Genomic DNA, 25,723 nt, shown 5'->3' with positions numbered 1-25,723 from the left:
ATCATGAGCCAGCAAAACCTGCCCCCGCGTCCGATGCGCCTGTCCGGCCTGGAGCCGTTCACGATCGATGACGACACGCTGTTCGTCAACGTTGGCGAGCGTACCAACGTCACCGGTTCCAAGGCGTTCGCCCGCATGATCCTGAACGGCCAGTTCGACGAAGCGCTGGCGGTGGCCCGCCAGCAGGTGGAGAACGGCGCGCAGATCATCGACATCAACATGGACGAGGCGATGCTCGATTCGAAGGCCGCGATGGTGCGCTTTCTGAATCTGATCGCGTCCGAGCCTGACATCGCGCGCGTGCCGATCATGATCGACTCGTCGAAGTGGGACGTGATCGAGGCCGGCCTGCAGTGCGTGCAGGGCAAGCCGGTGGTCAACTCGATCTCGCTCAAGGAGGGCGAGGAACAGTTCCGCCACCATGCCACGCTGATCCGCCGCTACGGCGCCGCGAGCGTGGTGATGGCGTTCGATGAAAAGGGCCAGGCCGACACGTTCGCGCGCAAGACGGAGATCTGCAAGCGCAGCTACGACTTCCTCGTGAACGAGGTTGGCTTCCCGCCCGAGGACATCATCTTCGATCCGAACATCTTCGCGGTGGCCACCGGTATCGAGGAACACAACAACTACGCCGTGGACTTCATCGAGGCCACGCGCTGGATCAAGCAGAACCTGCCGTATGCGAAGGTCAGCGGCGGTGTGTCGAACGTATCGTTCTCGTTCCGCGGCAATGACGTGGTGCGCGAGGCGATCCACACGGTATTCCTGTACCACGCGATCGAAGCGGGCATGGACATGGGTATCGTCAACGCCGGCCAGCTCGGCGTGTACGACCAGCTTGACCCCGAACTGCGCGAACGCGTGGAAGACGTGGTGCTGAACCGCCGCGATGACGCCACCGACCGCCTGCTGGAAATTGCCGACCGCTTCAAGGGCGGCGGCCAGAAGAAGGAAGAGAACCTGGCCTGGCGCGGCACGCCAGAGCAGCCTGTGCCGGTAGGCGAGCGCCTGTCGCACGCGCTGGTGCATGGCATCACCACGTTCATCGTCGAGGACACCGAGGAAGTGCGCCAGCAGATCGCCGCACGCGGCGGGCGCCCGATCGAGGTGATCGAAGGCCCGCTGATGGATGGCATGAACATCGTCGGCGACCTGTTTGGCGCGGGCAAGATGTTCCTGCCGCAGGTGGTGAAGAGCGCGCGCGTGATGAAGCAGGCCGTGGCGCATCTGCTGCCGTTCATCGAGGAAGAAAAGCGCCTGCTGGCCGAGGCCGGCGGTGACGTGCGTGCGCGCGGCAAGATCGTGATCGCCACCGTGAAGGGCGATGTGCACGACATCGGCAAGAACATCGTGTCGGTGGTGCTCCAGTGCAACAACTTCGAAGTGGTCAACATGGGCGTGATGGTCCCGTGCAACGAGATCCTGGCGCGCGCCAAGGTCGAGGGTGCGGACATCGTCGGCCTGTCAGGCCTGATCACGCCGTCGCTCGAGGAGATGGCCTACGTCGCTTCGGAAATGCAGCGTGACGACTACTTCCGCGTGAAGAAGATCCCGCTGCTGATCGGCGGTGCCACCACGTCGCGCGTGCACACCGCGGTCAAGATCGCGCCGAACTACGAAGGCCCCGTGGTCTACGTGCCCGATGCCTCGCGCTCGGTCAGCGTGGCGTCGAGCCTGCTGTCCGACGAGGGCGCCACGAAGTACCTGGACGACCTCAAGACCGACTACGACCGCATCCGCGCCCAGCACGCCAACAAGAAGGCCACGCCGATGGTGTCGCTGGCTGATGCACGCGCCAACAAGACGCCGTTCGACTGGAGCAGCTACGTGCCGCCGAAGCCGAAGTTCATCGGGCGCCGCGTGTTCCGCAACTACGACCTGTCCGAACTGGCCAACTTCATCGACTGGGGCCCGTTCTTCCAGACCTGGGACCTGGCCGGCAAATTCCCGGACATCCTCAACGATGCGATCGTTGGCGAATCGGCACGCCGCGTCTATTCGGATGGCAAGAGCATGCTGGCGCGGCTGATCCAGGGCCGCTGGCTCACGGCCAATGGCGTGATGGCACTGCTGCCGGCCAATACGGTCAATGACGACGACATCGAGATCTACACCGACGAGTCGCGCAGCAAGGTCGCGCTGACCTGGCACAACCTGCGCCAGCAGAGCGAGCGTCCGGTGGTGGATGGCGTGCGCCGCCCGAACCGCTGCCTGGCCGATTTCGTTGCACCGAAGTCAAGCGGCGTGGCTGACTACGTCGGCCTGTTCGCGGTCACGGCCGGTATCGGCGTGGACAAGAAGGAAGCACAGTTCGAGGCCGACCACGACGACTACAGCGCGATCATGCTCAAGGCGCTGGCGGACCGCCTGGCCGAGGCGTTTGCCGAATGCCTGCACCAGCGCGTGCGTACCGACCTGTGGGGCTACGACGCGGCCGAGTCGCTGAACAATGACCAGCTGATCGACGAGGCGTACCGTGGTATCCGCCCGGCACCCGGCTATCCGGCCTGCCCCGAGCACACGGTCAAGGCGCCGATGTTCGAATTCCTCGATGCCACCGAGATTGGCATGGGCATCACCGAGGGGCTGGCGATGACGCCGGCCGCATCGGTGAGCGGCTTCTACCTGTCGCATCCGGACTCGACGTACTTCAGCGTCGGCAAGATCGGGCAGGACCAGTTGGACGACATGGTGGCGCGCCGCGGCGAGGAACGCGCGACGCTGGAGCGCGCACTGGCACCGAACCTGTAAGCGGCTCGCACGTGTAACCAGGTGCAATGGCCTGGATGCTGGCCGGGACGCCGCCTCCGTGCGGTTTCCCGGCCTTGTCGTTTCTGGCGCAGGCCGTTGAAGCCCAAGGGGATTCCGGTGCTGGTGACGTGGCGTGGGTGGCGCGCGGGCTCGCCGCTTCCTGCCGGTAATGTCTTCACCTCTGCTTACAGGGCATTACAAGTGCTCACAGAAGTGCATCGGGCGACTCCATAGACTGAGCCTCAGTTCACGTGACACCGCGTGAATGCCGCGGCGAATGTTTCGCTGCGGGGCATTCCAGAAAAGGAGTCTCTTCCATGAACAAGCTGCTGATCTCCCTGTCCGCCCTGTCGATTGCCGCCGCTTCGTCGCTGGCGATGGCGCAAGGTACTGGCGCGACCACCGCCCCGGGCGCCACCACCGGCGCACAAGGCGGTGCGCAAGGCGGCGTCGGCGCCGCCGCTACCGCACCTGCCGTGCAGTCCGGCGCGGGTGCCAGCGTGAACGCATCGGGTGGTGCCGTGACCCCGGGCGCTGCAGCCGATGCTGGTGCCGGTGCGAAGGCAGATTCGTCGAAGAGCCACCATGGCACGCATGCCAAGGCCAAGTCGAAGAAGGGCGAAACCGGCGATGTTGGCGCCAGCGCCGGCACCGACGCCGGTACCAGGATGCAGTAACCTGACCCGGGCCGGCGCGGACACCTCCAGGCCGCCGCCGGCCCCGGAACTCGACAGAATGGCAGAACGGGCGCTTCGGCGCCCGTTCTGCTTTCCTGACGCCTCAGATGAATGGGCTCTGGTTGCCTCTGGTTGCCTCTGGTTGCGTATGTCAGTCTTACACCGACATATTTGCGCGTTGGCCGGCACTACAATTCAAGCAGCCGGTCCGGCTCTCCACTTCGGGAAACGGGCCGTCCCCCCACCGTGGAGACACTGATGATTCGCGTCCTGATCGCCGACGATCACGAGATCGTGCGTGCCGGTCTGCGCCAGTTCATTGCCGAGGAACCCGACATCGAGGTGACGGGCGAAGCAGGGAGCGGCGATGAAGTGATGGCGCAGTTGCGCGACAGCGAGTTCGAAGTCCTCGTGCTCGATATTTCCATGCCGGACCGCAACGGCATAGACGTGCTGAAGCTGATCCGGCAGCGGCTGCCCAGCTTGCCGGTGCTGATCCTGTCAACCTATCCCGAAGACCAATACGCCATCAACCTGATCCGCGCGGGGGCGTCCGGCTACCTGACCAAGGAATCCGCGCCGGATGATCTCGTCAAGGCGATCCGCACCGTGGCGCAGGGTCGCCGCTACGTGAGCGCGACCGTCGCCGACCTGCTGATCGGCGGCCTGGACAAGCCCACCGAGCAGCCCGTGCACCAGATGCTGTCCGAGCGCGAGTTCCAGATCTTCTGCAAGCTGTCGCGCGGCCAGTCGGTATCGGTGATCGCCGACGAGTTGTACCTGAGCGTGAAGACGGTCAGTACATACCGGTCCCGCATTCTCGAGAAAATGGGTATGAAGACCAATGCGGACCTGACCTACTACGCCATCAAGAATGGATTGGTGGAGTAAGCACATGTCCATCGCTCTGCCATCGACCTGATCGACTATCACACCATGCCGGAGCAGCCCACAGCCTCCCCGACTCGACCGTTGCGAATCCTCCTGATCGAGGACTCGGCGGTGATTCGGAGCATGCTGATGGAGTACCTGAGCGCGTTTCCGTTCATAGAGGCCGTGGACTGGGCCGATACCGAAAGGATGGCGGTGAGTCTGGCCGGGGCCGGGCACTATCACGTGGTGATCGTCGATCTGCAGCTGCGGCAGGGCAATGGCATCAACGTGCTGCGCGAAATGCAGAAGTCGAGGCTTTCCGGCATTCGCATCGTCTACACGAACCACGCGCAGGTGCCGATGTACCGGCGCCAATGCGCGGAGGCCGGCGCCGACTACTTCTTCGACAAGTCGCTAGAAATGGAGCAGGTGTTCCGCGTGATCGAGGACTACGCGACGTCTGCGCCTGCGCCTTGAACGGCCTCCTGGGGCGATTCCTCCTGCGCCAGCACCGCCGACGTCATCGGCACTTCGATGCGAATCCCCACGCCGTGCCCCGGCGAGGAATCCACATGCATCGTGCCACCCAGCGCCAGCACGCGCTGCTCCATGCCCAACAGGCCGTGATGGCCGGCAATGCTGCCAGCATCGAAATCGGGCGGCAGCCCGCGGCCATCGTCACACACCGTCAACGACAACTGCTCGGTTGTGCACGCCAGGGTTACGGACACCTGCTTCGCGCCGGCGTACTTGCTGGCATTGTTCAGCGACTCCTGCACGATCCGGTATAGCGCGATGGCAGCGGCGTCGTTGAGCCGTGGCAGCGTCTCCGGCAGGTCCAGCGCGGTGTCCCACTGGTTGCGCGCGCCAACGTCCTCCACAAGCTGCACGATGGCTTCGCGCAGGCCCAGGTTCAGCAGCACGGTCGGGCGCAGGTCCTCGATCAGTTGCCGCTTGATCTGGATGGCCTGGTCCGCGTGCTGCATCACGCGCGTCAGCTTGTCGCGCGCTTCCGGATGGGTGTTCTGCACGCGCATCCGCACCCAGTGCAGATCGAGCTTGATGGCCGTGAGAATGGCGCCAAGTTCGTCGTGCAGCTCGCGTGCCAGGCGCGTCTTCTCGTCTTCGGTCACGCGCTGCAGGTGCCCGGCGAGGGCTGACAACTGGCGTGTGCGCGCACGCACCTTGCGGTCGAGCCGGGCGCTTTCCTCTTCAAGCTCGGCCTGCGTGGCTTCGGCCACCGCCATACGGCGTGCGTGTCCCATGCCCAGCGTCACCAGCAGCACGATGTTGATCGCGGTGAGCATCCCGATGCCATAGCGCGAAACCTGCAGGTCATGCTCGGCCGCTTCGAGGTTGTGCGTGACCGTGCCCGATTCGCGCACCTGCAGATGCTCCAGTCCGCGTCGCGCGCTTTCCATCGTCTGCTTGCCGAAGTCGGTGCGGACCATGTCGAGCGCCACGTCGACGTCGCGCTTGCCGTAGACCAGCGTCAGCGCCATTTCGTTGAGCTTGCGCGTGACGAACTGCGACGCCTCGCCGAACTGGCGCAGCCCTTCGGGATCGTCCGCGTAGCGCTGGCGGATACGCGACATCAGTTCGGTGATACGTGGCAGCGCCTTGTAATAGGGGTCGAGGTAGCTGTCCTTGCCGGTCAGCAGGAAACCGCGCTGGCCGCCCTCGGCGTTGACGAGTTCCGTAATCAGGTCGCCCAGGTCGTTCTGAAGCTGCTGTGCGCGGATTGCCTGGGTGTAGCCCTCGCGCAGGCGCGTGTTGCCGGCCTCCGATGCAATGAGCACGGCCAGCGTCAGCAAGATGCCGCTGGCAAGCAGGAGGGTATTTCGCACGAGTAGGGAATGCTTGGCCATCTGAAACTACCGGTTAGATACACGGCAGCCGCCGGACGCGCGGGCGGCTACGGAATCACATTGGATGCGCAGGTCAATCGTATCGGCGGCCAGGCCACGGCGCATCCGGTGCGGTACGTAGTGCGCTGTAGGACTCCACTGACAACGGAATCGGCCCGGACTCAGTGCCTGGCCCGCAGCGCGAACCCTACGATGAGGCTACGAGCTTGCGCACTGTGGCGCAAGCGGGGCGCACCGGGTCCGGTGCGTGCAGTTTTGGGAGACTGGCCATGCTGCAATATGCACTTGTCTTCTTTATCGTCGCACTGATCGCGGCGGTCTTCGGGTTCGGCGGCATTGCTGCCGGCGCCGTGGAAATCGCCAAGATCCTGTTCTTCATCTTCCTGGTAGTGGCCCTCGTGACGTTCGTGCTGGGCCTGGTGCGCCGACGGTAGATCTCAGCCGATCCGAAAACAGGAGATCCCATGCTTACGCAAAACCCCAAGATCCGCAAGGAAATCAACCATCTGCACGACACCGCCAATGCGGCGGTGCGGCAGATCCGACATGCCGCGCGCGATACCCGCGATACGGCGCGCGACGCCGCAGGTCCGGTATCGGACGACGTCAAGGCGTTGATCGAGCAGCTCCAGCAAACCATCGACGTGCTGACGCGTGAAGGCTCGGTCGAAAGCATGGCCGCCGGCCGCCGCCTGCGCGAACATGCGCACGAGCTGACGCAGCAGTGGCGCGCACGCGGCCGGGACCGTATGGACTGGGCGCGCGACCAGATGGACGTGGCCGTCGACCAGGGCCGTCAGCGCGTGGTGGAATCCCCGCTCATGGCTGTGGGGATTGCCGCGCTGTGCGGTGCGTTCATCGGCCTGCTGCTGGCCGGCCGGCGCAGCGAATAGCGCGACAGAAACTCGCGAGCAGAAACCGGGGGCTGAAGGAACGGGACTGATTGCGGGACGGAACACAGGGAGGCGACTTGCGGCGCAATACAGCCGCGCGCGTCTCGCACCAACCCCCCCTTTTCCGGATATATATCCCTGATCCGGGTCACCCGATCACTTCACTGTGACCGGGTGCTTTTTTTTGCGCGCCGCGATCGATGGTGGGATCGATGGTGGGATCGATGGTGGATGGGGCAAACCTTTCAAAAGCCTTTCTGCGGGAGCGCACACCGACGCCTGTGGCCCGTCGCCACCAAAGGCGAGAGTGAAGCAGGGCGCCGAAGCAAGTGGCACCCGACGGCTAGGTCAGCGCGTCAGACGCCCCACATCACATCAGAGCCTTCCTTGACAGAGGCGCGCAGCATGTCGAGGAACGGATAGGCGCGCTGGCCCAGATGCAGGGGTTCCTCTTCGCGTTCGTCGTCCTTGCCAGGGTGCACGGTGGTTTCGGCCGGGTGCACCTTCTTGGCATCCTGCACGGCAGCCTCGAGCTTGCGGATTGCCGCGGGCATTTCCTCGGCCTTGATCACCCCGCGTTCGCCCATGTGCTTGCCGATGATGCCTAGCAGCGTGATGGCAAGATCCTTCATCATGATCAGGTCTTGCGAGGCGTGGGATTTGAAGGTGATCAGCATGATGGTTCCTTTCACGAGTTGCGGCGCCTGGCGTCGGGCGCACAGGCGGAGCGCATGATGTCAGCATAGCACCTGATAAAATTCCGCGTTTCCCGATTTCCATAGCCGGTCACGCGGCGCGGCGTTCACATCGCCACCGCACGGCCGAAGCATTCCTGCCCCAGGGCCCAGATATCCATGCTGCCTGTTCAGACCTCCCAACTTGCCGCCGCGTTCACTGATGCCGTGCGCGCGATCGCTCCCGCTGATGCCAACCTGCCCGCGGTAACGTTCGAGCGCCCCAAGGCGGCCGCCCACGGCGACCTGGCCTGCAACATCGCCATGCAGGTGGCCAAGGCTCTCAAGACCAACCCGCGCGAACTGGCGCAGAAGGTCGTCGACGCGGTCAAGGCCGATCCGCGTGCCTCGGCGCTCGTGGCCGCGCTGGAGATCGCCGGTCCCGGCTTCATCAACCTGCGCCTCTCCCCCGAAGCGCGTGCGGAAGTCCTGCGCGCCGTGCTGGCCGATGGCGACCGCTTCGGCGCGCGCCCGGCCGGCGAACACGGCCAGGTGCTGGTGGAATTCGTTTCCGCCAACCCGACCGGGCCGCTGCACGTGGGCCATGGCCGCCAGGCTGCCCTGGGGGACGCGCTGGCTAACCTCCTGGCCTGGCAGGGCTGGGCGGTTCACCGCGAGTTCTACTACAACGACGCCGGCGTGCAGATCCACACGCTGGCGATCTCCGTGCAAGCGCGTGCTCGCGGCCTGAAGCCGGGCGACGCCGGCTGGCCGGAGTCCGCCTACAACGGTGACTACATCGCCGACATCGCCGCCGACTTCCTGGCTGGCAAGACCGTTTCCGCCTCGGACGGCGAGCCGGTGACCGCCTCGGGCAACATCGAGGACCTGGAGTCGATCCGCAAGTTCGCCGTCACCTATCTGCGCAACGAGCAGGACATCGACCTGCAGGCGTTTGGCGTCAAGTTCGACCGCTACTACCTGGAGTCGTCGCTGTACAGCGACGGCCGCGTGGAATCGGCCGTGCAGTCGCTGATTGCCAAGGGCAAGACGTACGAGAACGAGGGCGCGCTGTGGCTGCGCACCACTGACGACGGCGATGACAAGGACCGCGTCATGAAGAAGAGCGACGGCACGTACACGTACTTCGTGCCGGACGTGGCCTACCACACCACCAAGTGGGAGCGCGGCTTCGCCAAGGTCATCAACGTCCAGGGCAGCGATCACCACGGCACCATTGCACGCGTGCGCGCTGGCCTGCAGGGCCTGGACATCGGCATTCCGCAGGGCTATCCCGACTACGTGCTGCACAAGATGGTCACCGTGATGAAAAACGGCGAGGAGGTGAAGATCTCCAAGCGCGCCGGTTCGTACGTGACCGTGCGCGACCTGATCGAATGGAGCAACGGCGGCGACGAAACGATCCGCAGCTGCCTGGACACCGGAGTCGCCGACTGGCCCGCGCACTTCACGCGCGGCCGCGACGCGGTGCGCTTCTTCCTGCTGTCGCGCAAGGCCGACACGGAATTCGTGTTCGACGTGGACCTGGCGCTGAAGCAGAACGACGAGAACCCGGTGTACTACGTGCAGTACGCCCACGCGCGCATTTGCTCGATCTTCGAGGCATGGGGCGGCGCCGGATGGGAAGCTCGCCTGGGCGATCTGGCTGGCGCCGACCTTGCCGCGGTGACCGCGGCCGACGTGAGCCCGCAGGCGATCGCGCTGGGCCGCCGCCTAGCCGAGTTCCCCGACATGCTGGCCGCTGCGGCCGGTGAACTGGCCCCGCACGCGGTGGCGTTCTACCTGCGCGACCTGGCCGGCGACTTCCACGCGTTCTACAACGCCGACCGCGTCCTGGTGGACGACGAGACGATCAAGCGCGCCCGCCTTGCGCTGCTGGCCGCCACGCGCCAGGTGCTCAAGAACGGCCTGGCCGTGATTGGCGTGTCGGCTCCCCAGCGCATGGACCGCGAAGCGCCCGCGGCCTGACCGGCCGTCCCGGTGGCGTGCCAGGGCGCGCCACCCCGCCTTCGGCGCAGCATCGACGTTCTGCATGCATCAATATGCGACGAATCTGAAGCTGTGCGTCACGGGACTGGCTCTATAATCCCCGGCATCACTGATGAGGACTTCATGCAACAGATTGACAAGCGCGCCCCGCGCACCGTCCGCCACACCAGGAAGCAGCGTGGCGGCACGTTCCTGGGCCTCGTGCTCGGGTTGATTGTCGGCCTGGCCATCGCCGTGGTCGTTGCCCTTTACATCACCAAGTCGCCAGCGCCGTTCCAGCAGAAGAGCGGCAACGGCGCTCCGGCCCCGCGCCCAAGCGAGCCCGGCAACGTGGTCAGCACCCTGCCGAACCCGGCGCAACAGGCGCAGGAGGCGGAGCCGCCGTCGGATCCGAACAAGCCGCTGTGGAGCAAGACGCCGGCCAAGCCGGTGGGCCAGCCCGAGCAGGCCCAGCCCGGCCAGCAGGCTGCCGCGCCGCAGCAACCCCCGGTGGCGACCAGCCGCCCGGCCGACATTGGCACAGGCGCAAGCGCCGGCAGTACCACCATCGCCAACAAGCCGCCCGAGAAGCCTGCCGCCCGTCCGGCCGAAAAGCCCGTGGCCGACCCGATCGCAGAAATTGCCCAGGCCGATGCCAACAAGGTCGGATACCTGTTGCAGGTGGGGGCGTTCCGGTCGCAGGATGATGCCGATCGGCAGAAGGCGAACCTGGCCATGCAGGGTTTCGAGGCCAAGGTGACCGACCGCGATGTCAACGGCGTGAAGATGTACCGCGTTCGTCTGGGGCCGTTCGCTCGCATCGACGACATGAACCGGGCGCGAGACCGCCTGCAATCGGCCGGTTTTGACGCCTCGGTGATCCGCTTTTCCAAGCAGTAACAAGGCCAGGGCCGCCAATCGTCTCGTCTTGATGGCTGATGGCGGCTTCTGGTGGCGGCAGGCGGTGAACCGCACGCCGCCGCCGCGGTCATAGCCTGAAGCCGATGGTCGGGCAACACGCCGACCGTCGTTTTTCTACTGCCTTGCTATACCCTTGCACATCCTCGTTTAACCGGAAGGCCCTTCGAACATGAAGAAAATCGCCGCACTGTTTGCCACTGTAGCCGCCGTGAGCGGCCTGCTGATGACCGCGCCCGCCGCCACCGCCGCACCGACGGAGGGCAAGGAATACACGGTTCTGAAAGCGCCGCAGCCCGTGCCGGCAGGCAAGATCGAAGTCACCGAGTTCTTCTGGTACGGCTGCCCGCACTGCTATGACTTCGAACCGGAGCTGGAGGCGTGGGTCAAGAAGCAGGGCAAGGATGTGGTGTTCAAGCGCGTGCCGGTGGCGTTCCGCGACGACCTGCTGCCGCACACGAAGATCTTCTACACGCTGGAAGCGCTGGGCAAGCTCGATGCCATGCATGGCAAGGTGTTCGACGCCATCCACAAGCAACGCAAGCGCATGCTGAGCACCGACGAGATTGCCGATTTCATGGCGCAGAACGGCATCGACAAGAAGCAGTGGCTGGATACCTACAACTCGTTCTCGGTGACCACGAACGCCCAGCGCGCCAACAAGATCGCCGACGCCTACAAGATCGATGGCGTGCCGACCGTGGTGGTGCAGGGCAAGTATGAAACCTCGCCTTCTATCGCCGGGACCATTCCGGGCGCCGTCCAGGCGATGGACTTCCTGGTCACGGGCGTGCGCGACAAGAAGCTCTGATCGCTTCTGATCGCGGTCCGCGGACTGCCGACGGCCCGGTGCACTTGGCGGTGCACCGGGCCGTTTTTGTTTTGCGCCGCGGATTTGTGCCGCAGTTTGGTGTCTTGGGCCTCCGACTTCGCTATATTGGCGCGATGCAACCACAGAAAATCTTCCTGACCGGGGCCTCTAGCGGCATAGGCCAGGCGCTGGCACGCGCGTACGCGCAGCAGGGCGCCTTGCTCGGGCTCGTTGGCCGGCGCGAGGACGCGCTGCGCACCTTCGCGAATACCCTGCCCAATCCCGACGCCGTGCGCGTCTACGCCGTTGACGTGCGCGATGCCGATGCGATGCGTGCAGCCGCCGAGGACTTTCTTACGCACTTCGGTTGTCCTGATGTCGTGATCGCCAACGCAGGCGTCTCGGTGGGCACCGTGGCCAGCGAACGCGAGGACCTGGAGGCCTTCCGCACGGTCATGGATACCAACTGGTTCGGCACGCTGACGACGTTCCAGCCGTTTCTCGCGCCGATGGGCCAGCAGGCGCTCGGCGTGAGCGGGTGGCGTGGCACGCTGGTCGGCATTGCCAGCGTGGCAGGTGTGCGGGGGCTGCCCGGCGGCGGGGCCTACAGTTCGTCGAAGTCGGCCGTGATCAAGCTGCTGGAAAGCCTGCGGCTTGAACTGGCGCGCGAGCGGATTCGCGTGGTGACGATCGCGCCGGGATATATCCGCACGCCGATGACCGAGCACAATCCGTACCGCATGCCATTCCTGATGGATGCCGACGTATTCGCGCAAAAGGCCCTGCGGCGAATTGCCGCAGGCACGCGCTTTGTTGTGATTCCCTGGCAGATGGGCGTGGTGGCTTCGATGCTGCACCTGATGCCGCGCTGGCTCTACGATGCGCTGTTCGCACGCGCGCCGCGCAAGCCGCGCCGGCCCCGGAGCGCGTGATGTGGACCGATGCGATCGGCCAGGTACACGAGACGGCGAGCGGCGACGTACGCATCGCGTCGCTCGTGCCGTCGATCACCGAACTACTGTTCGATCTCGGGCTTGCCGATCGCCTTGTGGCGCGCACCGGCTTCTGCATCCACCCCGAGCCCGAGGTGCGCGCGGTGGCGAAGGTGGGCGGCACCAAGGACGTGAAGCTCGACCGCCTGCGCGCGCTGGCGCCGACGCATGTGGTGGTCAACGTCGACGAGAACCGCCGCGAGACTGTCGACGAGATCCGGGGGTTCGTGCCGCATGTCATCGTGACTCATCCGTGCGCGCCGGAGGACAACTTCGCGCTTTATCGCCTGCTCGGTGGCATCTTCGACAGGCAGGCGCAGGCGGAAGCGCTGGCCGGTCAGTTGCGCATCGCGCTGGACGACATCAAGGACAGGGCCTGGCCCGCGCGGCGGGTGCTCTACGCAATCTGGCAGGACCCATGGATGACGGTGTCGCGTGCGACCTATATCAGCCGCATGCTGGCGCTGGTGAACTGGGCGACCTGGCCCGATGAAGGCGATGCACCGGCGGCCTGCGTCAATGGCGACTGCAGCCGCCCGAACGCGCCGGGCGAGCGCTATCCAACCTTCCGCTGGAGCGACGGGCTGGTCCGTGATCTGGACGCCGTGCTGCTGTCGACCGAACCGTATCGCTTCACCGAGGACCACGCCGACGCGCTGGAGCGGCAGATCGGCAAGCCGGTGCTGCTGGTCGATGGGGAAATGCTGTCGTGGTATGGCAGCCGCGCCGTGGCTGGAGTTCGGTATCTGAATGGATTGGCGGCGGCGGGGATTTGATATACCGCGCCCTCTCCCCCGACCCCTCTCCCGCATGCGGGAGAGGGGCGGGGGAGAGGGCCGGCGCGTCAGAATCAACAACGCCAGATCATTAGCCCGCCTTGCTAAACCGGATCACCCCGTCGTCACCGCACTCGCGTACTAGTTCGCCACGATGCCAGAGCAGATGCAGGTGGGCCAGCGCTTCGCCCATTGCGAACGTGAGCTGGTGGATATCGAACTGACGGCGGAAGATCACGCCGACGATGTCGTGCGCGTTGCATGGCTGTTCCGCGCAGGCGGCCAGCGTTTCGGCCAGGCGATCGACGTGATGCTCGCGCAGTTGCTGAATGCGCGTATGAAGGTTGCGGAACGGGCGGCCGTGCGACGGCAGGATCAGCACGTCCTTGGGCAGGCCCTCGTACTTGCCAAGCGAGTCCAGGTAGAGTTGCAGCGGATTGGCTTCCGGCTCCATGTCGAACACGCTGACGTTGGTCGAAATGCGCGGCAGCACCATGTCGCCGGAAATCAGCGCATTGGTGGCAGGGTTGTACAGGGCCACGTGTTCCGGTGCGTGGCCATAGCCGGTGATCACGCGCCACGACGCCGTGGCCGGATCGGCGCCGATAGACACCGTGTCGCCGTCCATCAGGCGGCGGTACTGCGTGGGCAGGTCCGGCACCAGCGACGGGTAGTAGCTCTTGCGGGCGCGCAGCTTCTCGAGGTTGTCGGGGTCGGTGAGGCCGTGGCGCGCAAAGTGGCTGGCCGCGAAGTCGCCCCCCGCATTGGACCCGACGCCGGAGCCGCCAGCCATCACGCGTGCGGACATGTAGTCGCCCAGGCTCATCCAGAGCCGCACATCCCAATGCTTGCAAAGCCAGTGCGCCAGGCCTACGTGGTCCGGGTGGCAGTGCGTGACCAGCACGCGCAGCACGGGCAGGCCTTCAAGCTCATTGGCGAAGATGGTTTCCCAGTGGGCCTTGATGGTGTCGTTGGTAATGCCGCAATCGACGATCGTCCAGCCATCGCGCCCGTCGATGCGGTCACGCAGCAGCCAGAGATTGATGTGGTCCAGCGCGAACGGCAGCGGCATGCGCAGCCAGTACACGCCGGGCGCCACTTCCTGCCGGGCGCCCGGTTCGGGCATGGTTTCGCCAAACGGGTATTGGAGCTGGTGTTCGAGTGCGTTCATGGGGCTGTCTCTGGTCGTTGTCAGGCGCTAGACTTGACGCTAACGTTAACGTCAATGCGCGTTTCGTGCTAGTCATCTTAGACGAAAAGTTGATTGCGCAACGAACGACCGTTCACTTTTACCGGACGCCAACATGTCGGCACTGCCAACCTCCGCCACCTACACGATTACCGATCTCGCGCGCGAATTCGACATTACACCGAGAGCGATCCGGTTCTATGAGGACCAGGGCCTGCTGGCGCCTGACCGCGAAGGCCCGGGTGGCCGCAAGCGCGTCTACAACGGCCGCGAGCGCACCCGCCTGAAGCTTACGCTGCGAGGCAAGCGGTTAGGGCTCACTCTCAACGAAATCCGCGAAATTCTGGATTTGTATGAGTCCCCGCGCGATACCGCGCCACAGCTTGAACGCTTCCTGCACTTGCTGGGCGGACATCGCGCCACGCTTGAGCGCCAGCTTGAAGACCTGCAGGCCCAGTTGGCCGAAATCGACCAGCACGAGCGTCAGTGCAAGGCGCTGCTGGCTGCCCATCATGTTGGCGACAAGACCCCTGCAGCCTGATATTGCCGTCCCGGCGGCACACCGTACGACTTCTGATTGACGTTTACGTAAACGTCAATACAATACCTGACACCGATCCCAATCCCAATTGCGATACAACAGGAGACACCACCATGACCGAACTCCCCGGCCTGAAATTCGACCTTGGCGAAGACATCGAGATGCTGCGCGAATCCGTGCGTAGCTGGGCGCAGGCCGAACTCGCGCCGCGCGCGGGCGAGATCGACCGGACCGACCAGTTCCCGATGGACGCCTGGAAGAAGATGGGCGACCTCGGCGTGCTCGGTATCACGGTGGCAGAGGAATACGGCGGCGCCAACATGGGCTACCTGGCCCACATGATCGCGATGGAGGAAATCAGCCGCGCGTCGGCATCGGTTGGCCTGTCGTACGGCGCTCATTCGAACCTGTGCGTGAACCAGATCCACCGCAACGGCACCGCCGCACAGAAGGCGAAGTACCTGCCGAAGCTGGTTTCCGGCGAGTGGATCGGCGCGCTGGCAATGAGCGAGCCGAACGCCGGCTCCGACGTGGTCAGCATGAAGCTGCGCGCGGACTTCAAGGGTGACCGCTACGTGCTCAACGGCACCAAGATGTGGATCACCAACGGCCCGGACTGCGACGTGCTGGTGGTCTACGCCAAGACCGAGCCGGACCTCGGCGCACGCGGCATGACCGCCTTCATCGTCGAGAAGGGCATGAAGGGCTTCTCTGTGGCCCAGAAGCTGGACAAGCTCGGCATGCGCGGATCGCACACCGGCGAACTGGTGTTCCAGGATGTGGAAGTGCCGGTGGAGAACATCCTCGGCGCGGAGAACGGCGGCGCCAAGGTGCTGATGAGCGGCCTGGACTACGAGCGCGCCGTGCTGTCTGGCGGCCCGGTCGGCATCATGCAGGCCTGCATGGACGTGGTGACGCCGTATATCCACGATCGCAAGCAGTTCGGCCAGAGCATTGGCGAATTCCAGCTTATCCAGGGCAAGGTGGCGGACATGTACACCACGCTGCAGGCCGCGCGCAGCTACCTGTACACCGTGGGCAAGAACCTGGATTCGCTCGGCACGGACCACGTGCGTCAGGTGCGCAAGGACTGTGCCGCCGTCATCCTCTATACGGCCGAAAAGGCAACCTGGATGGCCGGCGAGTCGGTGCAGATCCTTGGCGGCAACGGATATATCAACGAATACCCGGTAGGCCGCCTGTGGCGCGATGCCAAGCTGTATGAAATCGGCGCCGGTACTTCGGAAATCCGCCGCATGCTGATTGGCCGCGAACTGTTCGCCGAAACCATGTAGGCTGAAAAGTGATGCAAAAGGCGTTCGGTGTGCCGCCAAGGCAAGTGCCGAACGCCCTTACAATCTAGGCCTCCGCCCGCCGCCCGAGCCTCCGAGCCATGTCCCATTTCCCCAAGCTGCTGTCGTCGCAGATTGCCTACGATGTGGCGCGGACCATGCTGGACGGCTTCGACAAGCATTACCGGCTGTTCCGCGAAGTCAGCATCGAGGCCAAGGCGCGCTTCGAGGCCGGGGACTGGCATGGCCTGCAGCAGTTGCAGCGCGACCGCATCGCGTTCTACAACGAACGTGTGCATGAAACGATCGTCACGCTGCAGGACGAATACGATGCGGAACGGATCGAGGACGAGATCTGGCAGCAGATCAAGCTGCACTACATCGGCCTGCTGACGAATCACCACCAGCCTGAACTGGCCGAGACGTTCTTCAATTCGGTGTTCACGCGCATCCAGCACCGCTCGTACTTCAACAACGATTTCATCTTCGTGCGTCCGGCGCTCTCGACCGAATACATCGAGAACGAGGAATCGCCCACCAAGCCGACCTACCGCGCCTACTACCCGGGCAGCCGCGAAGGCATGGCGGCCTGCTTCGAGCGCGTCGTGTACAACTTCCAGCTTGAGCATCCGTTCGAAGACCTCAAGCGCGACATCGGCTACGTGGTCCGCGCGATCACCGAGCACTTCGGCGAATTCCGCATCGCGCCGAATTTCCAGGTGCATACGCTGTCGTCGCTGTTCTTCCGCAACAAGACGGCCTTCATCATCGGCCGTGTGATCAACGGCGACCAGACCTATCCGCTGGCCGTGCCGATCATCCACGGGTCGTCCGGCAAGCTCGTGCTGGACACGGTGCTGCTGCGCCAGGAGCAGTTGCTGATCCTGTTTTCGTTTGCGCATGCGTATTTCATGGTCGACATGGAGATCCCGTCGGCCTACGTGACATTCCTGCGTGACCTGCTGCCGCGCAAGTCGCGCGCGGAGATCTATACGTCGCTGGGTTTGCAGAAGCAGGGCAAGAACCTGTTCTATCGCGACTTCCTGCATCACCTGCAGCATTCGTCGGACAAGTTCATCAGCGCGCCCGGCATCAAGGGCCTGGTGATGCTGGTGTTCACACTGCCGTCGTTCCCGTACGTGTTCAAGGTGATCCGCGATTTCTTCCCGGCGCCCAAGGAAACCACGCGCGAGCTGGTGGAATCGAAGTACCGGCTCGTCAAGCAGCACGACCGCGTCGGCCGGATGGCCGACACGCTTGAATACTCGGACGTGGCCTTCCCGCTGTCGCGCTTCGACGAGGCGCTGGTGCGGGAACTGGAGCAGCATGCCCCGTCGATGCTGGAGTACCAGCGCAGCAAGGACGGCGAGGACGAGATCGTCGTGCGCCATGTCTACATCGAGCGCCGCATGACGCCGCTGAACATCTGGCTCCACGAGGGGACGGACGAGCAGGTGGACCACGGCATCCTCGAATACGGCAATGCCGTCAAGGAGCTGATTGCCGCGAACATCTTCCCCGGCGACATGCTCTACAAGAACTTCGGCGTTACCCGCCATGGCCGGGTGGTCTTTTACGACTATGACGAGATCGAGTACCTGACCGACTGCAATATCCGCCGCGTGCCCACGCCGCGTAACGAAGAAGAGGAAATGTCTGGCGAGGTGTGGTACACCGTACATCCGCACGACATCTTTCCGGAGACCTACGGCACTTTCCTGCTTGGCGATCCGCGCGTGCGCGCCGCCTTCTTGCGGCATCACCCTGATTTCTTTGACGCTGCGATGTGGCAGCACCACAAAGACCGGCTACTGGCCGGCCATGTACATGACTTCTTTGCCTACCACGTGCAAGACCGATTCATCCACCGCTATGGTTCCGGCGAAGCCGGCCATGCAACTGAAGCGCCAAGGAGGGCAGCATGAGTGACGCTATCGCCCAACTGTTTCGAAACAACCGCGAATGGGTGGACCGCGTCAACGCGGAAGACCCGGCATTCTTCACGCGCCTGGCCAACCAGCAGGCGCCCGAGTACCTGTGGATCGGCTGCTCGGACTCGCGCGTGCCCGCCAACCAGATCCTGGGCCTGGCCCCGGGCGAGGTTTTCGTCCACCGCAATATTGCCAACGTCATCTCGCACAGCGACCTGAACGCGCTGTCGGTGCTGCAGTTTGCCGTAGAGGTGCTCAAGGTGCGCCACGTCACCGTGGTGGGCCACTATGGCTGCGGCGGTGTGAAGGTGGCGCTCAAGCGCGAGCGCGTCGGCCTGGCCGACAACTGGCTGCGCCACGTGCAGGATGTGGCCGACAAGCACGCGGGCTACCTGGGTACCGTGCTGCGTGAGGACGACGCGCACACCCGCCTGTGCGAGCTGAACGTGATCGAGCAGGTCAATAACGTCTGCCAGACCACCGTGCTCCAGGACGCATGGTCGCGCGGCCAGGCCGTGACCGTGCACGGCTGGGTCTACGGCGTGTCCGACGGCCTGCTGCGCGACCTCGGCATGGCAGCCAGCAGCAACGAGGAATTGCAGACGCAGATTGCCGCTGCGCTGCGCCAGTACGGCGATCCGCCACAAGCGTCGATTCGCTGAATCCCACCACCGAAGCCTACCCCCTGCTTCAGGAGTCAGACATGCATCAAGATCCAGTCGTTATCGTTTCTGCAGTGCGTACCCCGATGGGTGCGTTCCAGAGTGAGCTGAGCAGTGTGACGGCACCGCAGCTTGGCGCCACGGCAATCCGCGCCGCTGTCGAGCGTGCCGGGATCAGGCCGGATCAGGTGCAGGAGGTGGTGTTCGGTTGCGTGCTGCCGGCCGGGCAGGGTCAGGCTCCCGCGCGGCAGGCCGCGCTGGGCGCGGGCCTGCCGCTCGACGTGGCATGCACCACGGTCAACAAGATGTGCGGATCTGGCATGCGCGCGGCGATGAGCGTCTACGACGGCCTGCTGGCCGGATCGTTCGAGATCGCCGTGGCCGGCGGCATGGAAAGCATGACCAACGCGCCGTACCTGATTCCGAAGGCGCGCGGCGGTTATCGCATCGGCCACGGCATGATCTATGACCACATGATGCTCGATGGCCTGGAAGACGCCTACATTCGTGACGAAAAAGGCGGGGGCCGCGCGATGGGCACGTTCGGCGAGGAATGCGCCGCCAAGTACCAGTTCACGCGCGAGCAGCAGGATGCCTTTGCGATGGAATCGGTGCGCCGTGCGCAGCGCGCCACCGAACTGGGCGACTTCCGCTGGGAGATCGCGCCGGTGACGGTGTCGGGCAAGGGCGGCGATACGGTTGTCGATACCGACGAAGGCCCGCGCCGCATCAAGGTCGACAAGATCCCGTCGCTGAAGCCGGCCTTCGCCAAGGACGGCACGATCACCGCCGCTTCGTCGTCGTCGATCAATGACGGCGCCGCCGCGCTGGTGATGATGCGCGAGTCCACGGCGAAGTCGCTTGGCCTGCAGCCGCTTGCGCGGATGTTGGGCCATACCTCGCACGCGCAGGCGCCGGGCTGGTTCACCACGGCCCCGGTGGAGGCCATCGCCAAGCTTTACCGCAAGCTCGGCTGGAACAGCGCCAGCGTCGACCTGTTCGAGATCAACGAGGCCTTTGCCGTGGTGCCGATGGCCGCGATGCACGATCTCGACATCCCGCACGGCAAGGTCAATATCCACGGCGGCGCCTGTGCGCTTGGCCACCCGATCGGCGCGTCCGGCGCGCGCATCATGACCACGCTGATCGGCGCGCTGCGCAAGACTGGTGGCAAGCGCGGCGTGGCCAGCCTGTGCATCGGCGGCGGCGAAGCCACCGCGGTCGGCATCGAAATCTACTGATTCGCACCTGAACATCGACAGGAGGCTTCCCATGCCCACCGCCCTCGTCCTTGGCGCCTCACGCGGCCTTGGTCTCGAATTTGTCAGGCAGTATCGCGCCGATGGCTGGCGCGTCATCGCCGCCGCGCGCAGCGATGAAGGCGTGGCCGCGCTCAAGGCCCTGGGCGCGGAGGCGCACAAACTTGACGTGACCGATGCGGCTGCCCTGGCGGGGCTGGGCTGGAAACTCGATGGCGAGACGATCGACGTGGCGATCTACAACGCCGGTGTGATTGGCCCGCGCACGGAAACCGCGCAGCCGGTAACGCGCGAGGACTTCGATGCCGTGATGCACACGAACGTGCTCGGGCCGATGATGGCGTTTCCGCTGCTGCTGCCGTTCGTCGAGAACGGCAATCACGGACGCGGCGGCGTGCTGGCGGTGCTGTCGTCGCGCATGGGCAGCATCGGCACGATGGACAGCAACCGCAGTTGGCTCTATCGCGTCAGCAAGGCGTCGGTCAATGCGGCGTTGAAGGCTGTGTCGCTCGAGGCACGCCATGCGATCTGCGTGGCCTTGCATCCGGGCTGGGTGCAGACCGACATGGGCGGCCCGAAGGCCGACATCACGCCGCACCAGAGCGTGGCCGGCATGCGCCGCGTGCTGGCCGGCGTCACGCGCCACGACAACGGCAGCTTCCACAACTACGACGGCACACCGATTCCCTGGTAAGAAGCCGATTGAAAACGATTCTGGCGTCGTTGCGCGACCTTGCCGTACTGCTTGTACTGCCTTCGGTCGCGCGCCTGGCCTGAGAACCCCGGTCTTGCAAACATATGCTGCTAACTTCTGAACAGGAAATGATCCGCGACGCCGTGCGGCAGTTCGCACAGGATGTCATCGCGCCGCAGGCCGCGCAGTGGGATCGTGACAAGACGTTCCCGAAGGACGTGCACAAGGAACTGGCGCGGCTTGGTGCCTATGGCGTGGCCGTGCCCGAAGAACTCGGCGGTGCCGGGCTCGACTATCTGTCGCTGGCACTGATCCTGGAAGAGATCGCGGCTGGCGACGGCGGCACCTCCACCGTCATCAGCGTCAACAACTGCCCCGTGTGCAGCATGCTGATGGCCTTTGCCAACGATGCGCAGAAGCAGCAGTGGCTGGTGCCGCTGGCGCGCGGCGAGATGCTCGGCGCGTTCTGCCTGACCGAACCGCACGTCGGCTCGGATGCGGCGGCACTGCGCACCACGGCCACCCGTGATGGCGATCACTACGTGCTCAACGGCGTGAAGCAGTTCATCACCAGCGGCAAGCATGCCGACGTGGCGATTGTCATGGCCGTGACCGACAAGGCCGCGGGCAAGCGCGGCATCAGTGCGTTCCTGGTGCCGACTTCTGCGCCGGGCTACATCGTCGCGCGCCTGGAAGACAAGCTCGGCCAGCATTCGTCCGATACCGCGCAGATCGTGTTCGAGGATTGCCGGATTCCGGCCGCGAACCTGCTTGGCGAAGAAGGCGCCGGCTACAAGATGGCGCTGTCGGGGCTTGAAGGCGGCCGCATCGGCATTGCTTCGCAAAGCATCGGCATGGCGCGTGCTGCGTTCGAGGCGGCGCTGGCCTATGCCAAGGAACGTGAGAGTTTCGGCCAGCCGCTGTTCCAGCATCAGGCCGTGCAGTTCCGGCTGGCCGACATGGCCACGCAGATCGACGTGGCACGCCAGATGGTCTGGCACGCCGCATCGCTCAAGGATGCCGGCCGCCCGTGCCTGAAGGAAGCCGCAATGGCCAAGCTGTTCGCCAGCGAAATGGCCGAGCGCGTGTGCTCGGATGCGATCCAGGTGTTCGGCGGCTACGGCTATGTGAACGATTTCCCTGTCGAGCGGATCTATCGTGATGTGCGCGTATGCCAGATCTACGAGGGTACAAGCGATATCCAAAAGATCTTGATTGCCCGCGCGCTTGGCTAATATGCCGTATCTCGCAGTTTCCCCCAACCGTTGTCCGTGAACCGGAGCATTTGCTTGTGACCGCCCCCATCGACTTCTACTTCGATTTCTCCTCGCCTTACGGCTACTTCGCCAGCACCCGCATCGACGATATCGCGCAGAAGTACGGACGTGGCGTGATGTGGCATCCGATCCTGCTGGGCGTGGTGTTCAAGACCACAGGCTCTTCGCCGCTGCCCAGCATTCCGATGAAGGGCGAGTACTCCTGGCGCGATTTCGAGCGCACCGCGCAGTTCCACGGTATTGAATACAAGCGCCCCACGCATTTCCCGCTGCCCACGCAACACGCCGCGCGCGCGATGCTGTGGCTGCAGAACCACCACGGTGCCGACCTTGCAGCCGCGTTCGCCAAGGCCGTCTATCGTGCGCTGTTTGTGGACGACCTCAATATCGCCGAGCCGGCCGAACTGGCGAAGATCGCCGAAACGCTCGGCGTTGACCCGATCGCCATGAACGAGGGCGCGACGAACTACCAGATCAAGGACCAGCTCAAGGCCGAGATCGACGTGGCGATGGCCAAGGGCGTGTTCGGCTCGCCATTCGTGATCGTCGACGGCGAACCGTTCTGGGGTTTTGACCGCTTCGATCAGGTGGAGGCCCTTCTGAAGAGCCGGCGGCAGACCGAACTGCGCGCCGTCGGCGGCAACGACATCAACAGCATCAACAAGGAAAAGAAACCCGCATGACCGCAGCAAACCAGGCCGCACGCTTCGACTGCGTGATCTTCGATTGCGACGGCGTACTCGTCGATAGCGAGCCGATCGTCCACCGTGTGCTCAATCGCGTGTTGAACGAGGTTGGCATCGACATCACGCTCGAGGAATCCACGCAGTGGTTCCTCGGCCGTGCAGTGCGCGACGAACTCGAAAATATCGAGGCGCGCCTGGGCAAGCCGCTGCCCAGGAACTTCCTGTCGGAGTGGTTTGTACGCCGCGACGCCGCTCTCATCGAAGAACTCGAAGCCGTGCCGCATGTGCGGCAGGCAATCGAGGCGATCAAGGCGCGTGGCCTGCCGGTATGCGTGGCGTCCGGCGCCGACCGTATCAAGGTCAAGCTGCAGTTGAACCATACGAACCTGGTGGAGCTGTTCACCGACGACGCGGCGCGCGAGCACATTTTCTCGGCGACCGAGGTTGAACACAGCAAGCCCGCACCGGACGTGTACCTGCTGGCCGCGCGCACGATGGGTGTCGAGCCGTCGCGCTGCGCAGTGATCGAGGATAGCCCCACCGGTACCACGGCTGGCGTGGCGGCCGGCATGACCGTGTTCGGCTATGCCGCACGCAACGATGCCGACGCGCTGCGCGAGGCCGGTGCCGCGACGATCTTCACCGACATGCGCCAGTTGCCGGAGCTGATCGGATGACGAAGAAGCGTCAGTCCGGCACGGGCCCGGTACCGTGCCCGTGCGGCAACGGTGACTTCGACGCGTGCTGCGGCCGCTTCCACCGCGGCGAGGCGCTGCCGCCCACGGCCGAGGCGCTGATGCGGTCACGCTACAGCGCCTATGTGCTCGGCAACGAGGACTGGCTGCGTCAGACGTGGCATGCCTCCACGTGCCCGGGCGACCTTTCGGTCGATCGCGACACGCACTGGCTCGGGCTGACAGTGAAGTCCCACGCGCAGCAGGACGATTTGCACGCGACGGTGGAGTTCGTCGCGCGCTACAAGCTGGGCGGCCGCGCGCACCGCATGCACGAGCTGAGCCGCTTTGTGTTCGAGCCGCGCACGGCAGGAGAAGCGGCGCGGTGGCTCTACGTGGACGGCGATCTGCGCGAACAAAATTAAGCGGAGGCGCCCGCATTTGAGCGCATTTCGCCCGTAACGATTTTTGAAGAAGGTTGGTTGTGAAGTCTCGCGTCGTTTCCTCCGTCTGTGTCATCGCTGTCGCGCTTGTGTGCCTGGCAGGGGGCGCTACGGCCATCGCACAGGTGGCGCTGCCCGCGCGCACGATCGAGCAGGTTGTGATGGCGCCGAAGGTTGGGCCCGAGGACACGGTGGACATCGAGACGACGATCTTCCGGCCGCCCGGGGAAGGGCGCAGGCCGCTGGTGGTGATCAACCATGGCAAGTCGCCCGGCAAGCCCGCGTTCCAGCGGCGCGCACGCTTTGCCGCGCAGACAGCGGAGTTCGTGCGGCGCGGCTATGTCGTGGCGCTGCCGATGCGGCAGGGCTTCTCGAAATCGGGCGGCAAGTATGTGGGCGGAAGCTGCGACGTGGGCGCGAACGGCATGGCGCAGGCCGAGGACGTGATCGCCGCGCTCGACTACCTCGTCCAGCAGCCCTACGTCGACCCGACACGGATCATCGTCATCGGCCAGTCGCATGGTGGCTTGTCGACCATGGCGCTGTCGACGATCGGATATCCGGGCGTGGTCGGCGTCGTCAACTTCGCGGGCGGGCTGCGCAACGAGAGCTGCGCCGGCTGGGAAAACAAGCTCGTCGATGCATTCGGGGACTACGGCCGCGCAGCGCGCTATCCGTCGCTCTGGGTCTATGGCGACAACGACAGTTTCTGGCCATGGCCGCTGCCAGAGCGCATGTTCAACAGCTACAAGGCCAATGTGACGGGTGCGGCAACCGACACGCGCTTCGTCGACATCGGCGAGTTCGACGGCGACTCGCATCGGCTGTTCAGCGAACTCGCGGGCATCGGCGTGTGGCTGCCCGAAGTGGAGGCGTTCTTCCGCGAACTCGGGCTGCCGTTCGACGTGGAGCCGCCAGAGGACGAGCCGGCCACGCGAGGCACGGCCAGCGCCGTCAGGCACAGAAGATCCTGAATCCGCTCAATCCAATACAAACCGTTTTTCGGAGGAGACATGCAATTCACCACGCTTACGGTTACGGCCGAACGCCACGTTGCAACGGTTACGCTCAATCGGCCCGACGTGCGCAATGCGTTCAATGAGACCGTCATCGCCGAACTGACTGGCGCGTTCCGCGCGCTTGGCGATACGCCCGATGTGCGCGCGATCGTGCTGGCGGGCAATGGCCCGGCCTTCTGCGCGGGGGCGGACCTGAACTGGATGAAGAAGATGGCCGGTTACTCGAACGACGAGAACCGCGCCGACGCGCTGACGCTGGCGCAGATGCTGCACACGATCTGGATCTGCCCGAAGCCCGTGATTGCGCGCGTGCACGGCGATACCTATGCGGGCGGCATGGGCCTGGTGGCCGCATGCGACATCGCCGTGGCGGCGGGGGGCGTGAACTTCTGCCTGTCCGAAGCGCGTCTGGGGCTGCTGCCGGCGACGATCAGCCCCTATGTGATCCGTGCAATGGGCGAACAGGCCGCGCGCCGCTACTTCATCACCGCCGAGCGGTTCGACGCCGCGGAAGCGCTGCGTATCGGCTTTGTCCATGCGGTGGTCCCGGCGGCGGGGCTTGACGCGAAGGTGGCCGAACTGGCGGCAACGCTGGCGGCCAACAGCCCGAACGCGGTGCGCGAAAGCAAGCGGCTGGTGCAGGAAGTGGCGGGGCGGAGCATCGACAACGACCTGCTGGCCGACACCGCCAACCGGATCGCGGCAATCCGCTCATCGGACGAGGGGCGCGAAGGTGTGCGGTCGTTTTTGGAGAAGCGGGCGCCGTCGTGGAAGCCGCAGCAGTGATTTAGTGCTTGCAGACCTTCAAACACCGACGGTGTTCTCCCCTCTCCC

Annotated in this window: 26 protein-coding genes; 23 read left to right on the top strand and 3 right to left on the bottom strand. The window is 64.7% G+C overall.

Translation table 11 applies throughout. The features are described 5' to 3' along the window. Window positions 1–3 precede the first annotated feature (3 nt). The 4 genes from metH (at window position 4) to B552_RS27630 (ending at window position 4,778) form a co-directional block, all read left to right on the top strand. Entirely contained in the window at window positions 4–2,751 is a 2,748-nt protein-coding gene (gene metH, locus B552_RS0117290; RefSeq protein WP_019450305.1) for a methionine synthase, read from the top strand. Window positions 2,752–3,068: 317 nt separating this feature from the next. Next, the gene (locus B552_RS0117285; protein WP_019450304.1) at window positions 3,069–3,428 is read left to right on the top strand and encodes a hypothetical protein; all 360 of its coding nucleotides are present in this window, start codon (window positions 3,069–3,071) and stop codon (window positions 3,426–3,428) included. A 258-nt stretch (window positions 3,429–3,686) separates the two neighbouring features. Beyond that, window positions 3,687–4,319 carry a response regulator transcription factor gene (locus B552_RS0117280; RefSeq protein WP_019450303.1) on the top strand — a complete coding sequence of 211 codons (633 nt, stop codon included), beginning with the start codon at window positions 3,687–3,689 and terminating at the stop codon, window positions 4,317–4,319. Between the two features lie 45 nt (window positions 4,320–4,364). Continuing rightward, window positions 4,365–4,778 (top strand): response regulator, encoded by a 414-nt coding sequence (locus tag B552_RS27630; RefSeq protein WP_026035767.1) that lies wholly within the window; start codon window positions 4,365–4,367, stop codon window positions 4,776–4,778. Here B552_RS27630 and B552_RS0117270 read toward each other — a convergent pair. Next, the gene (locus B552_RS0117270; protein WP_019450301.1) at window positions 4,751–6,169 is read right to left on the bottom strand and encodes a CHASE3 domain-containing protein; all 1,419 of its coding nucleotides are present in this window, start codon (window positions 6,167–6,169) and stop codon (window positions 4,751–4,753) included. The genes B552_RS27630 and B552_RS0117270 overlap by 28 nt on opposite strands. Before the next feature lie 269 nt (window positions 6,170–6,438). Here B552_RS0117270 and B552_RS28530 point away from each other — a divergent pair, with 269 nt between their 5' ends. Then, on the top strand, window positions 6,439–6,603 hold the full coding sequence (locus B552_RS28530) for a DUF1328 domain-containing protein (RefSeq protein WP_019450300.1): 165 nt from the start codon (window positions 6,439–6,441) through the stop codon (window positions 6,601–6,603). Window positions 6,604–6,633: 30 nt separating this feature from the next. Beyond that, window positions 6,634–7,062 carry a DUF883 family protein gene (locus B552_RS0117260; protein ID WP_019450299.1) on the top strand — a complete coding sequence of 143 codons (429 nt, stop codon included), beginning with the start codon at window positions 6,634–6,636 and terminating at the stop codon, window positions 7,060–7,062. Window positions 7,063–7,418: 356 nt separating this feature from the next. Here B552_RS0117260 and B552_RS0117255 read toward each other — a convergent pair whose 3' ends face one another. After that, on the bottom strand, window positions 7,419–7,739 hold the full coding sequence (locus B552_RS0117255; RefSeq protein WP_019450298.1) for a DUF1840 domain-containing protein: 321 nt from the start codon (window positions 7,737–7,739) through the stop codon (window positions 7,419–7,421). A 177-nt stretch (window positions 7,740–7,916) separates the two neighbouring features. Here B552_RS0117255 and argS point away from each other — a divergent pair, with 177 nt between their 5' ends. From argS to B552_RS0117230, 5 genes are all read left to right on the top strand, one after another. Then, complete coding sequence (gene argS, locus B552_RS0117250; protein WP_019450297.1) at window positions 7,917–9,725, top strand: arginine--tRNA ligase; 1,809 nt, start codon at window positions 7,917–7,919, stop codon at window positions 9,723–9,725. A gap of 144 nt (window positions 9,726–9,869) precedes the next feature. Then, the gene (locus B552_RS0117245) at window positions 9,870–10,625 is read left to right on the top strand and encodes an SPOR domain-containing protein (protein WP_019450296.1); all 756 of its coding nucleotides are present in this window, start codon (window positions 9,870–9,872) and stop codon (window positions 10,623–10,625) included. Window positions 10,626–10,815: 190 nt separating this feature from the next. After that, the gene (locus B552_RS0117240; protein ID WP_019450295.1) at window positions 10,816–11,454 is read left to right on the top strand and encodes a thiol:disulfide interchange protein DsbA/DsbL; all 639 of its coding nucleotides are present in this window, start codon (window positions 10,816–10,818) and stop codon (window positions 11,452–11,454) included. 134 nt (window positions 11,455–11,588) lie between these two features. Then, window positions 11,589–12,386 (top strand): SDR family oxidoreductase, encoded by a 798-nt coding sequence (locus B552_RS0117235; protein WP_026035766.1) that lies wholly within the window; start codon window positions 11,589–11,591, stop codon window positions 12,384–12,386. After that, window positions 12,386–13,222, top strand: coding sequence for a helical backbone metal receptor (locus tag B552_RS0117230; protein ID WP_019450293.1), 837 nt, complete (start codon window positions 12,386–12,388; stop codon window positions 13,220–13,222). Before B552_RS0117235 ends, B552_RS0117230 begins: the two co-directional genes overlap by 1 nt. A gap of 91 nt (window positions 13,223–13,313) precedes the next feature. Here the strand turns inward: B552_RS0117230 and B552_RS0117225 are convergent, their stop codons facing one another. After that, a complete protein-coding gene (locus tag B552_RS0117225) occupies window positions 13,314–14,393 on the bottom strand; it encodes an MBL fold metallo-hydrolase (RefSeq protein WP_019450292.1) in 1,080 nt (359 codons plus the stop codon). Between the two features lie 133 nt (window positions 14,394–14,526). Between B552_RS0117225 and B552_RS0117220 the strand changes: the two genes are divergently transcribed. The 12 genes from B552_RS0117220 (at window position 14,527) to B552_RS0117165 (ending at window position 25,675) form a co-directional block, all read left to right on the top strand. Next, on the top strand, window positions 14,527–14,952 hold the full coding sequence (locus B552_RS0117220; protein WP_019450291.1) for a MerR family DNA-binding transcriptional regulator: 426 nt from the start codon (window positions 14,527–14,529) through the stop codon (window positions 14,950–14,952). Between the two features lie 113 nt (window positions 14,953–15,065). Beyond that, window positions 15,066–16,247 (top strand): isovaleryl-CoA dehydrogenase, encoded by a 1,182-nt coding sequence (locus B552_RS0117215; protein ID WP_019450290.1) that lies wholly within the window; start codon window positions 15,066–15,068, stop codon window positions 16,245–16,247. Window positions 16,248–16,345: 98 nt separating this feature from the next. Beyond that, window positions 16,346–18,169 carry a bifunctional isocitrate dehydrogenase kinase/phosphatase gene (gene aceK, locus B552_RS0117210; RefSeq protein WP_019450289.1) on the top strand — a complete coding sequence of 608 codons (1,824 nt, stop codon included), beginning with the start codon at window positions 16,346–16,348 and terminating at the stop codon, window positions 18,167–18,169. Further along, the gene (can, locus tag B552_RS0117205; RefSeq protein ID WP_019450288.1) at window positions 18,166–18,837 is read left to right on the top strand and encodes a carbonate dehydratase; all 672 of its coding nucleotides are present in this window, start codon (window positions 18,166–18,168) and stop codon (window positions 18,835–18,837) included. The genes aceK and can overlap by 4 nt, the downstream gene beginning before the upstream one ends. Before the next feature lie 41 nt (window positions 18,838–18,878). Beyond that, complete coding sequence (locus tag B552_RS0117200; protein WP_026035765.1) at window positions 18,879–20,078, top strand: acetyl-CoA C-acetyltransferase; 1,200 nt, start codon at window positions 18,879–18,881, stop codon at window positions 20,076–20,078. Between the two features lie 31 nt (window positions 20,079–20,109). Continuing rightward, window positions 20,110–20,790: an SDR family oxidoreductase gene (locus B552_RS0117195; RefSeq protein ID WP_019450286.1), complete on the top strand. Its 681-nt coding sequence runs from the start codon at window positions 20,110–20,112 to the stop codon at window positions 20,788–20,790. 104 nt (window positions 20,791–20,894) lie between these two features. After that, entirely contained in the window at window positions 20,895–22,025 is a 1,131-nt protein-coding gene (locus B552_RS0117190) for an acyl-CoA dehydrogenase family protein (RefSeq protein ID WP_026035764.1), read from the top strand. Between the two features lie 56 nt (window positions 22,026–22,081). Further along, a complete protein-coding gene (locus B552_RS0117185; RefSeq protein WP_026035763.1) occupies window positions 22,082–22,750 on the top strand; it encodes a 2-hydroxychromene-2-carboxylate isomerase in 669 nt (222 codons plus the stop codon). Next, on the top strand, window positions 22,747–23,430 hold the full coding sequence (locus B552_RS0117180; protein WP_019450283.1) for an HAD family phosphatase: 684 nt from the start codon (window positions 22,747–22,749) through the stop codon (window positions 23,428–23,430). The genes B552_RS0117185 and B552_RS0117180 overlap by 4 nt, the downstream gene beginning before the upstream one ends. Then, window positions 23,427–23,852, top strand: a complete 426-nt coding sequence (locus tag B552_RS0117175; protein WP_019450282.1) for a YchJ family protein — start codon at window positions 23,427–23,429, stop codon at window positions 23,850–23,852. Before B552_RS0117180 ends, B552_RS0117175 begins: the two co-directional genes overlap by 4 nt. Window positions 23,853–23,911: 59 nt before the next feature. Further along, window positions 23,912–24,844 (top strand): prolyl oligopeptidase family serine peptidase, encoded by a 933-nt coding sequence (locus B552_RS0117170; protein WP_026035762.1) that lies wholly within the window; start codon window positions 23,912–23,914, stop codon window positions 24,842–24,844. Between the two features lie 39 nt (window positions 24,845–24,883). Then, window positions 24,884–25,675, top strand: a complete 792-nt coding sequence (locus B552_RS0117165; protein ID WP_019450280.1) for an enoyl-CoA hydratase/isomerase family protein — start codon at window positions 24,884–24,886, stop codon at window positions 25,673–25,675. Window positions 25,676–25,723 lie beyond the last annotated feature (48 nt).

The organism is Cupriavidus sp. BIS7 (assembly GCF_000292345.1).
Taxonomy (GTDB): domain Bacteria; phylum Pseudomonadota; class Gammaproteobacteria; order Burkholderiales; family Burkholderiaceae; genus Cupriavidus.
Note: the sequence above shows the minus strand (reverse complement) of the source record. Positions and strands in the feature narration are given on the sequence as shown.

Coding starts and splice junctions, on each gene's coding strand:
- B552_RS0117280 (WP_019450303.1), top strand. CDS start 3,687: ATGATTCGCGTCCTGATCGCCGACGATCACGAGATCGTGCGTGCCGGT.
- B552_RS0117260 (WP_019450299.1), top strand. CDS start 6,634: ATGCTTACGCAAAACCCCAAGATCCGCAAGGAAATCAACCATCTGCAC.
- B552_RS28530 (WP_019450300.1), top strand. CDS start 6,439: ATGCTGCAATATGCACTTGTCTTCTTTATCGTCGCACTGATCGCGGCG.
- B552_RS0117270 (WP_019450301.1), bottom strand. CDS start 6,169: ATGGCCAAGCATTCCCTACTCGTGCGAAATACCCTCCTGCTTGCCAGC.
- B552_RS0117180 (WP_019450283.1), top strand. CDS start 22,747: ATGACCGCAGCAAACCAGGCCGCACGCTTCGACTGCGTGATCTTCGAT.
- B552_RS0117215 (WP_019450290.1), top strand. CDS start 15,066: ATGACCGAACTCCCCGGCCTGAAATTCGACCTTGGCGAAGACATCGAG.
- aceK (WP_019450289.1), top strand. CDS start 16,346: ATGTCCCATTTCCCCAAGCTGCTGTCGTCGCAGATTGCCTACGATGTG.
- B552_RS0117195 (WP_019450286.1), top strand. CDS start 20,110: ATGCCCACCGCCCTCGTCCTTGGCGCCTCACGCGGCCTTGGTCTCGAA.
- B552_RS0117240 (WP_019450295.1), top strand. CDS start 10,816: ATGAAGAAAATCGCCGCACTGTTTGCCACTGTAGCCGCCGTGAGCGGC.
- metH (WP_019450305.1), top strand. CDS start 4: ATGAGCCAGCAAAACCTGCCCCCGCGTCCGATGCGCCTGTCCGGCCTG.
- argS (WP_019450297.1), top strand. CDS start 7,917: ATGCTGCCTGTTCAGACCTCCCAACTTGCCGCCGCGTTCACTGATGCC.
- B552_RS0117220 (WP_019450291.1), top strand. CDS start 14,527: ATGTCGGCACTGCCAACCTCCGCCACCTACACGATTACCGATCTCGCG.
- B552_RS0117245 (WP_019450296.1), top strand. CDS start 9,870: ATGCAACAGATTGACAAGCGCGCCCCGCGCACCGTCCGCCACACCAGG.
- B552_RS0117190 (WP_026035764.1), top strand. CDS start 20,895: ATGCTGCTAACTTCTGAACAGGAAATGATCCGCGACGCCGTGCGGCAG.
- B552_RS0117235 (WP_026035766.1), top strand. CDS start 11,589: ATGCAACCACAGAAAATCTTCCTGACCGGGGCCTCTAGCGGCATAGGC.
- can (WP_019450288.1), top strand. CDS start 18,166: ATGAGTGACGCTATCGCCCAACTGTTTCGAAACAACCGCGAATGGGTG.
- B552_RS0117230 (WP_019450293.1), top strand. CDS start 12,386: ATGTGGACCGATGCGATCGGCCAGGTACACGAGACGGCGAGCGGCGAC.
- B552_RS0117175 (WP_019450282.1), top strand. CDS start 23,427: ATGACGAAGAAGCGTCAGTCCGGCACGGGCCCGGTACCGTGCCCGTGC.
- B552_RS0117255 (WP_019450298.1), bottom strand. CDS start 7,739: ATGCTGATCACCTTCAAATCCCACGCCTCGCAAGACCTGATCATGATG.
- B552_RS0117165 (WP_019450280.1), top strand. CDS start 24,884: ATGCAATTCACCACGCTTACGGTTACGGCCGAACGCCACGTTGCAACG.
- B552_RS0117200 (WP_026035765.1), top strand. CDS start 18,879: ATGCATCAAGATCCAGTCGTTATCGTTTCTGCAGTGCGTACCCCGATG.
- B552_RS0117225 (WP_019450292.1), bottom strand. CDS start 14,393: ATGAACGCACTCGAACACCAGCTCCAATACCCGTTTGGCGAAACCATG.
- B552_RS27630 (WP_026035767.1), top strand. CDS start 4,365: ATGCCGGAGCAGCCCACAGCCTCCCCGACTCGACCGTTGCGAATCCTC.
- B552_RS0117285 (WP_019450304.1), top strand. CDS start 3,069: ATGAACAAGCTGCTGATCTCCCTGTCCGCCCTGTCGATTGCCGCCGCT.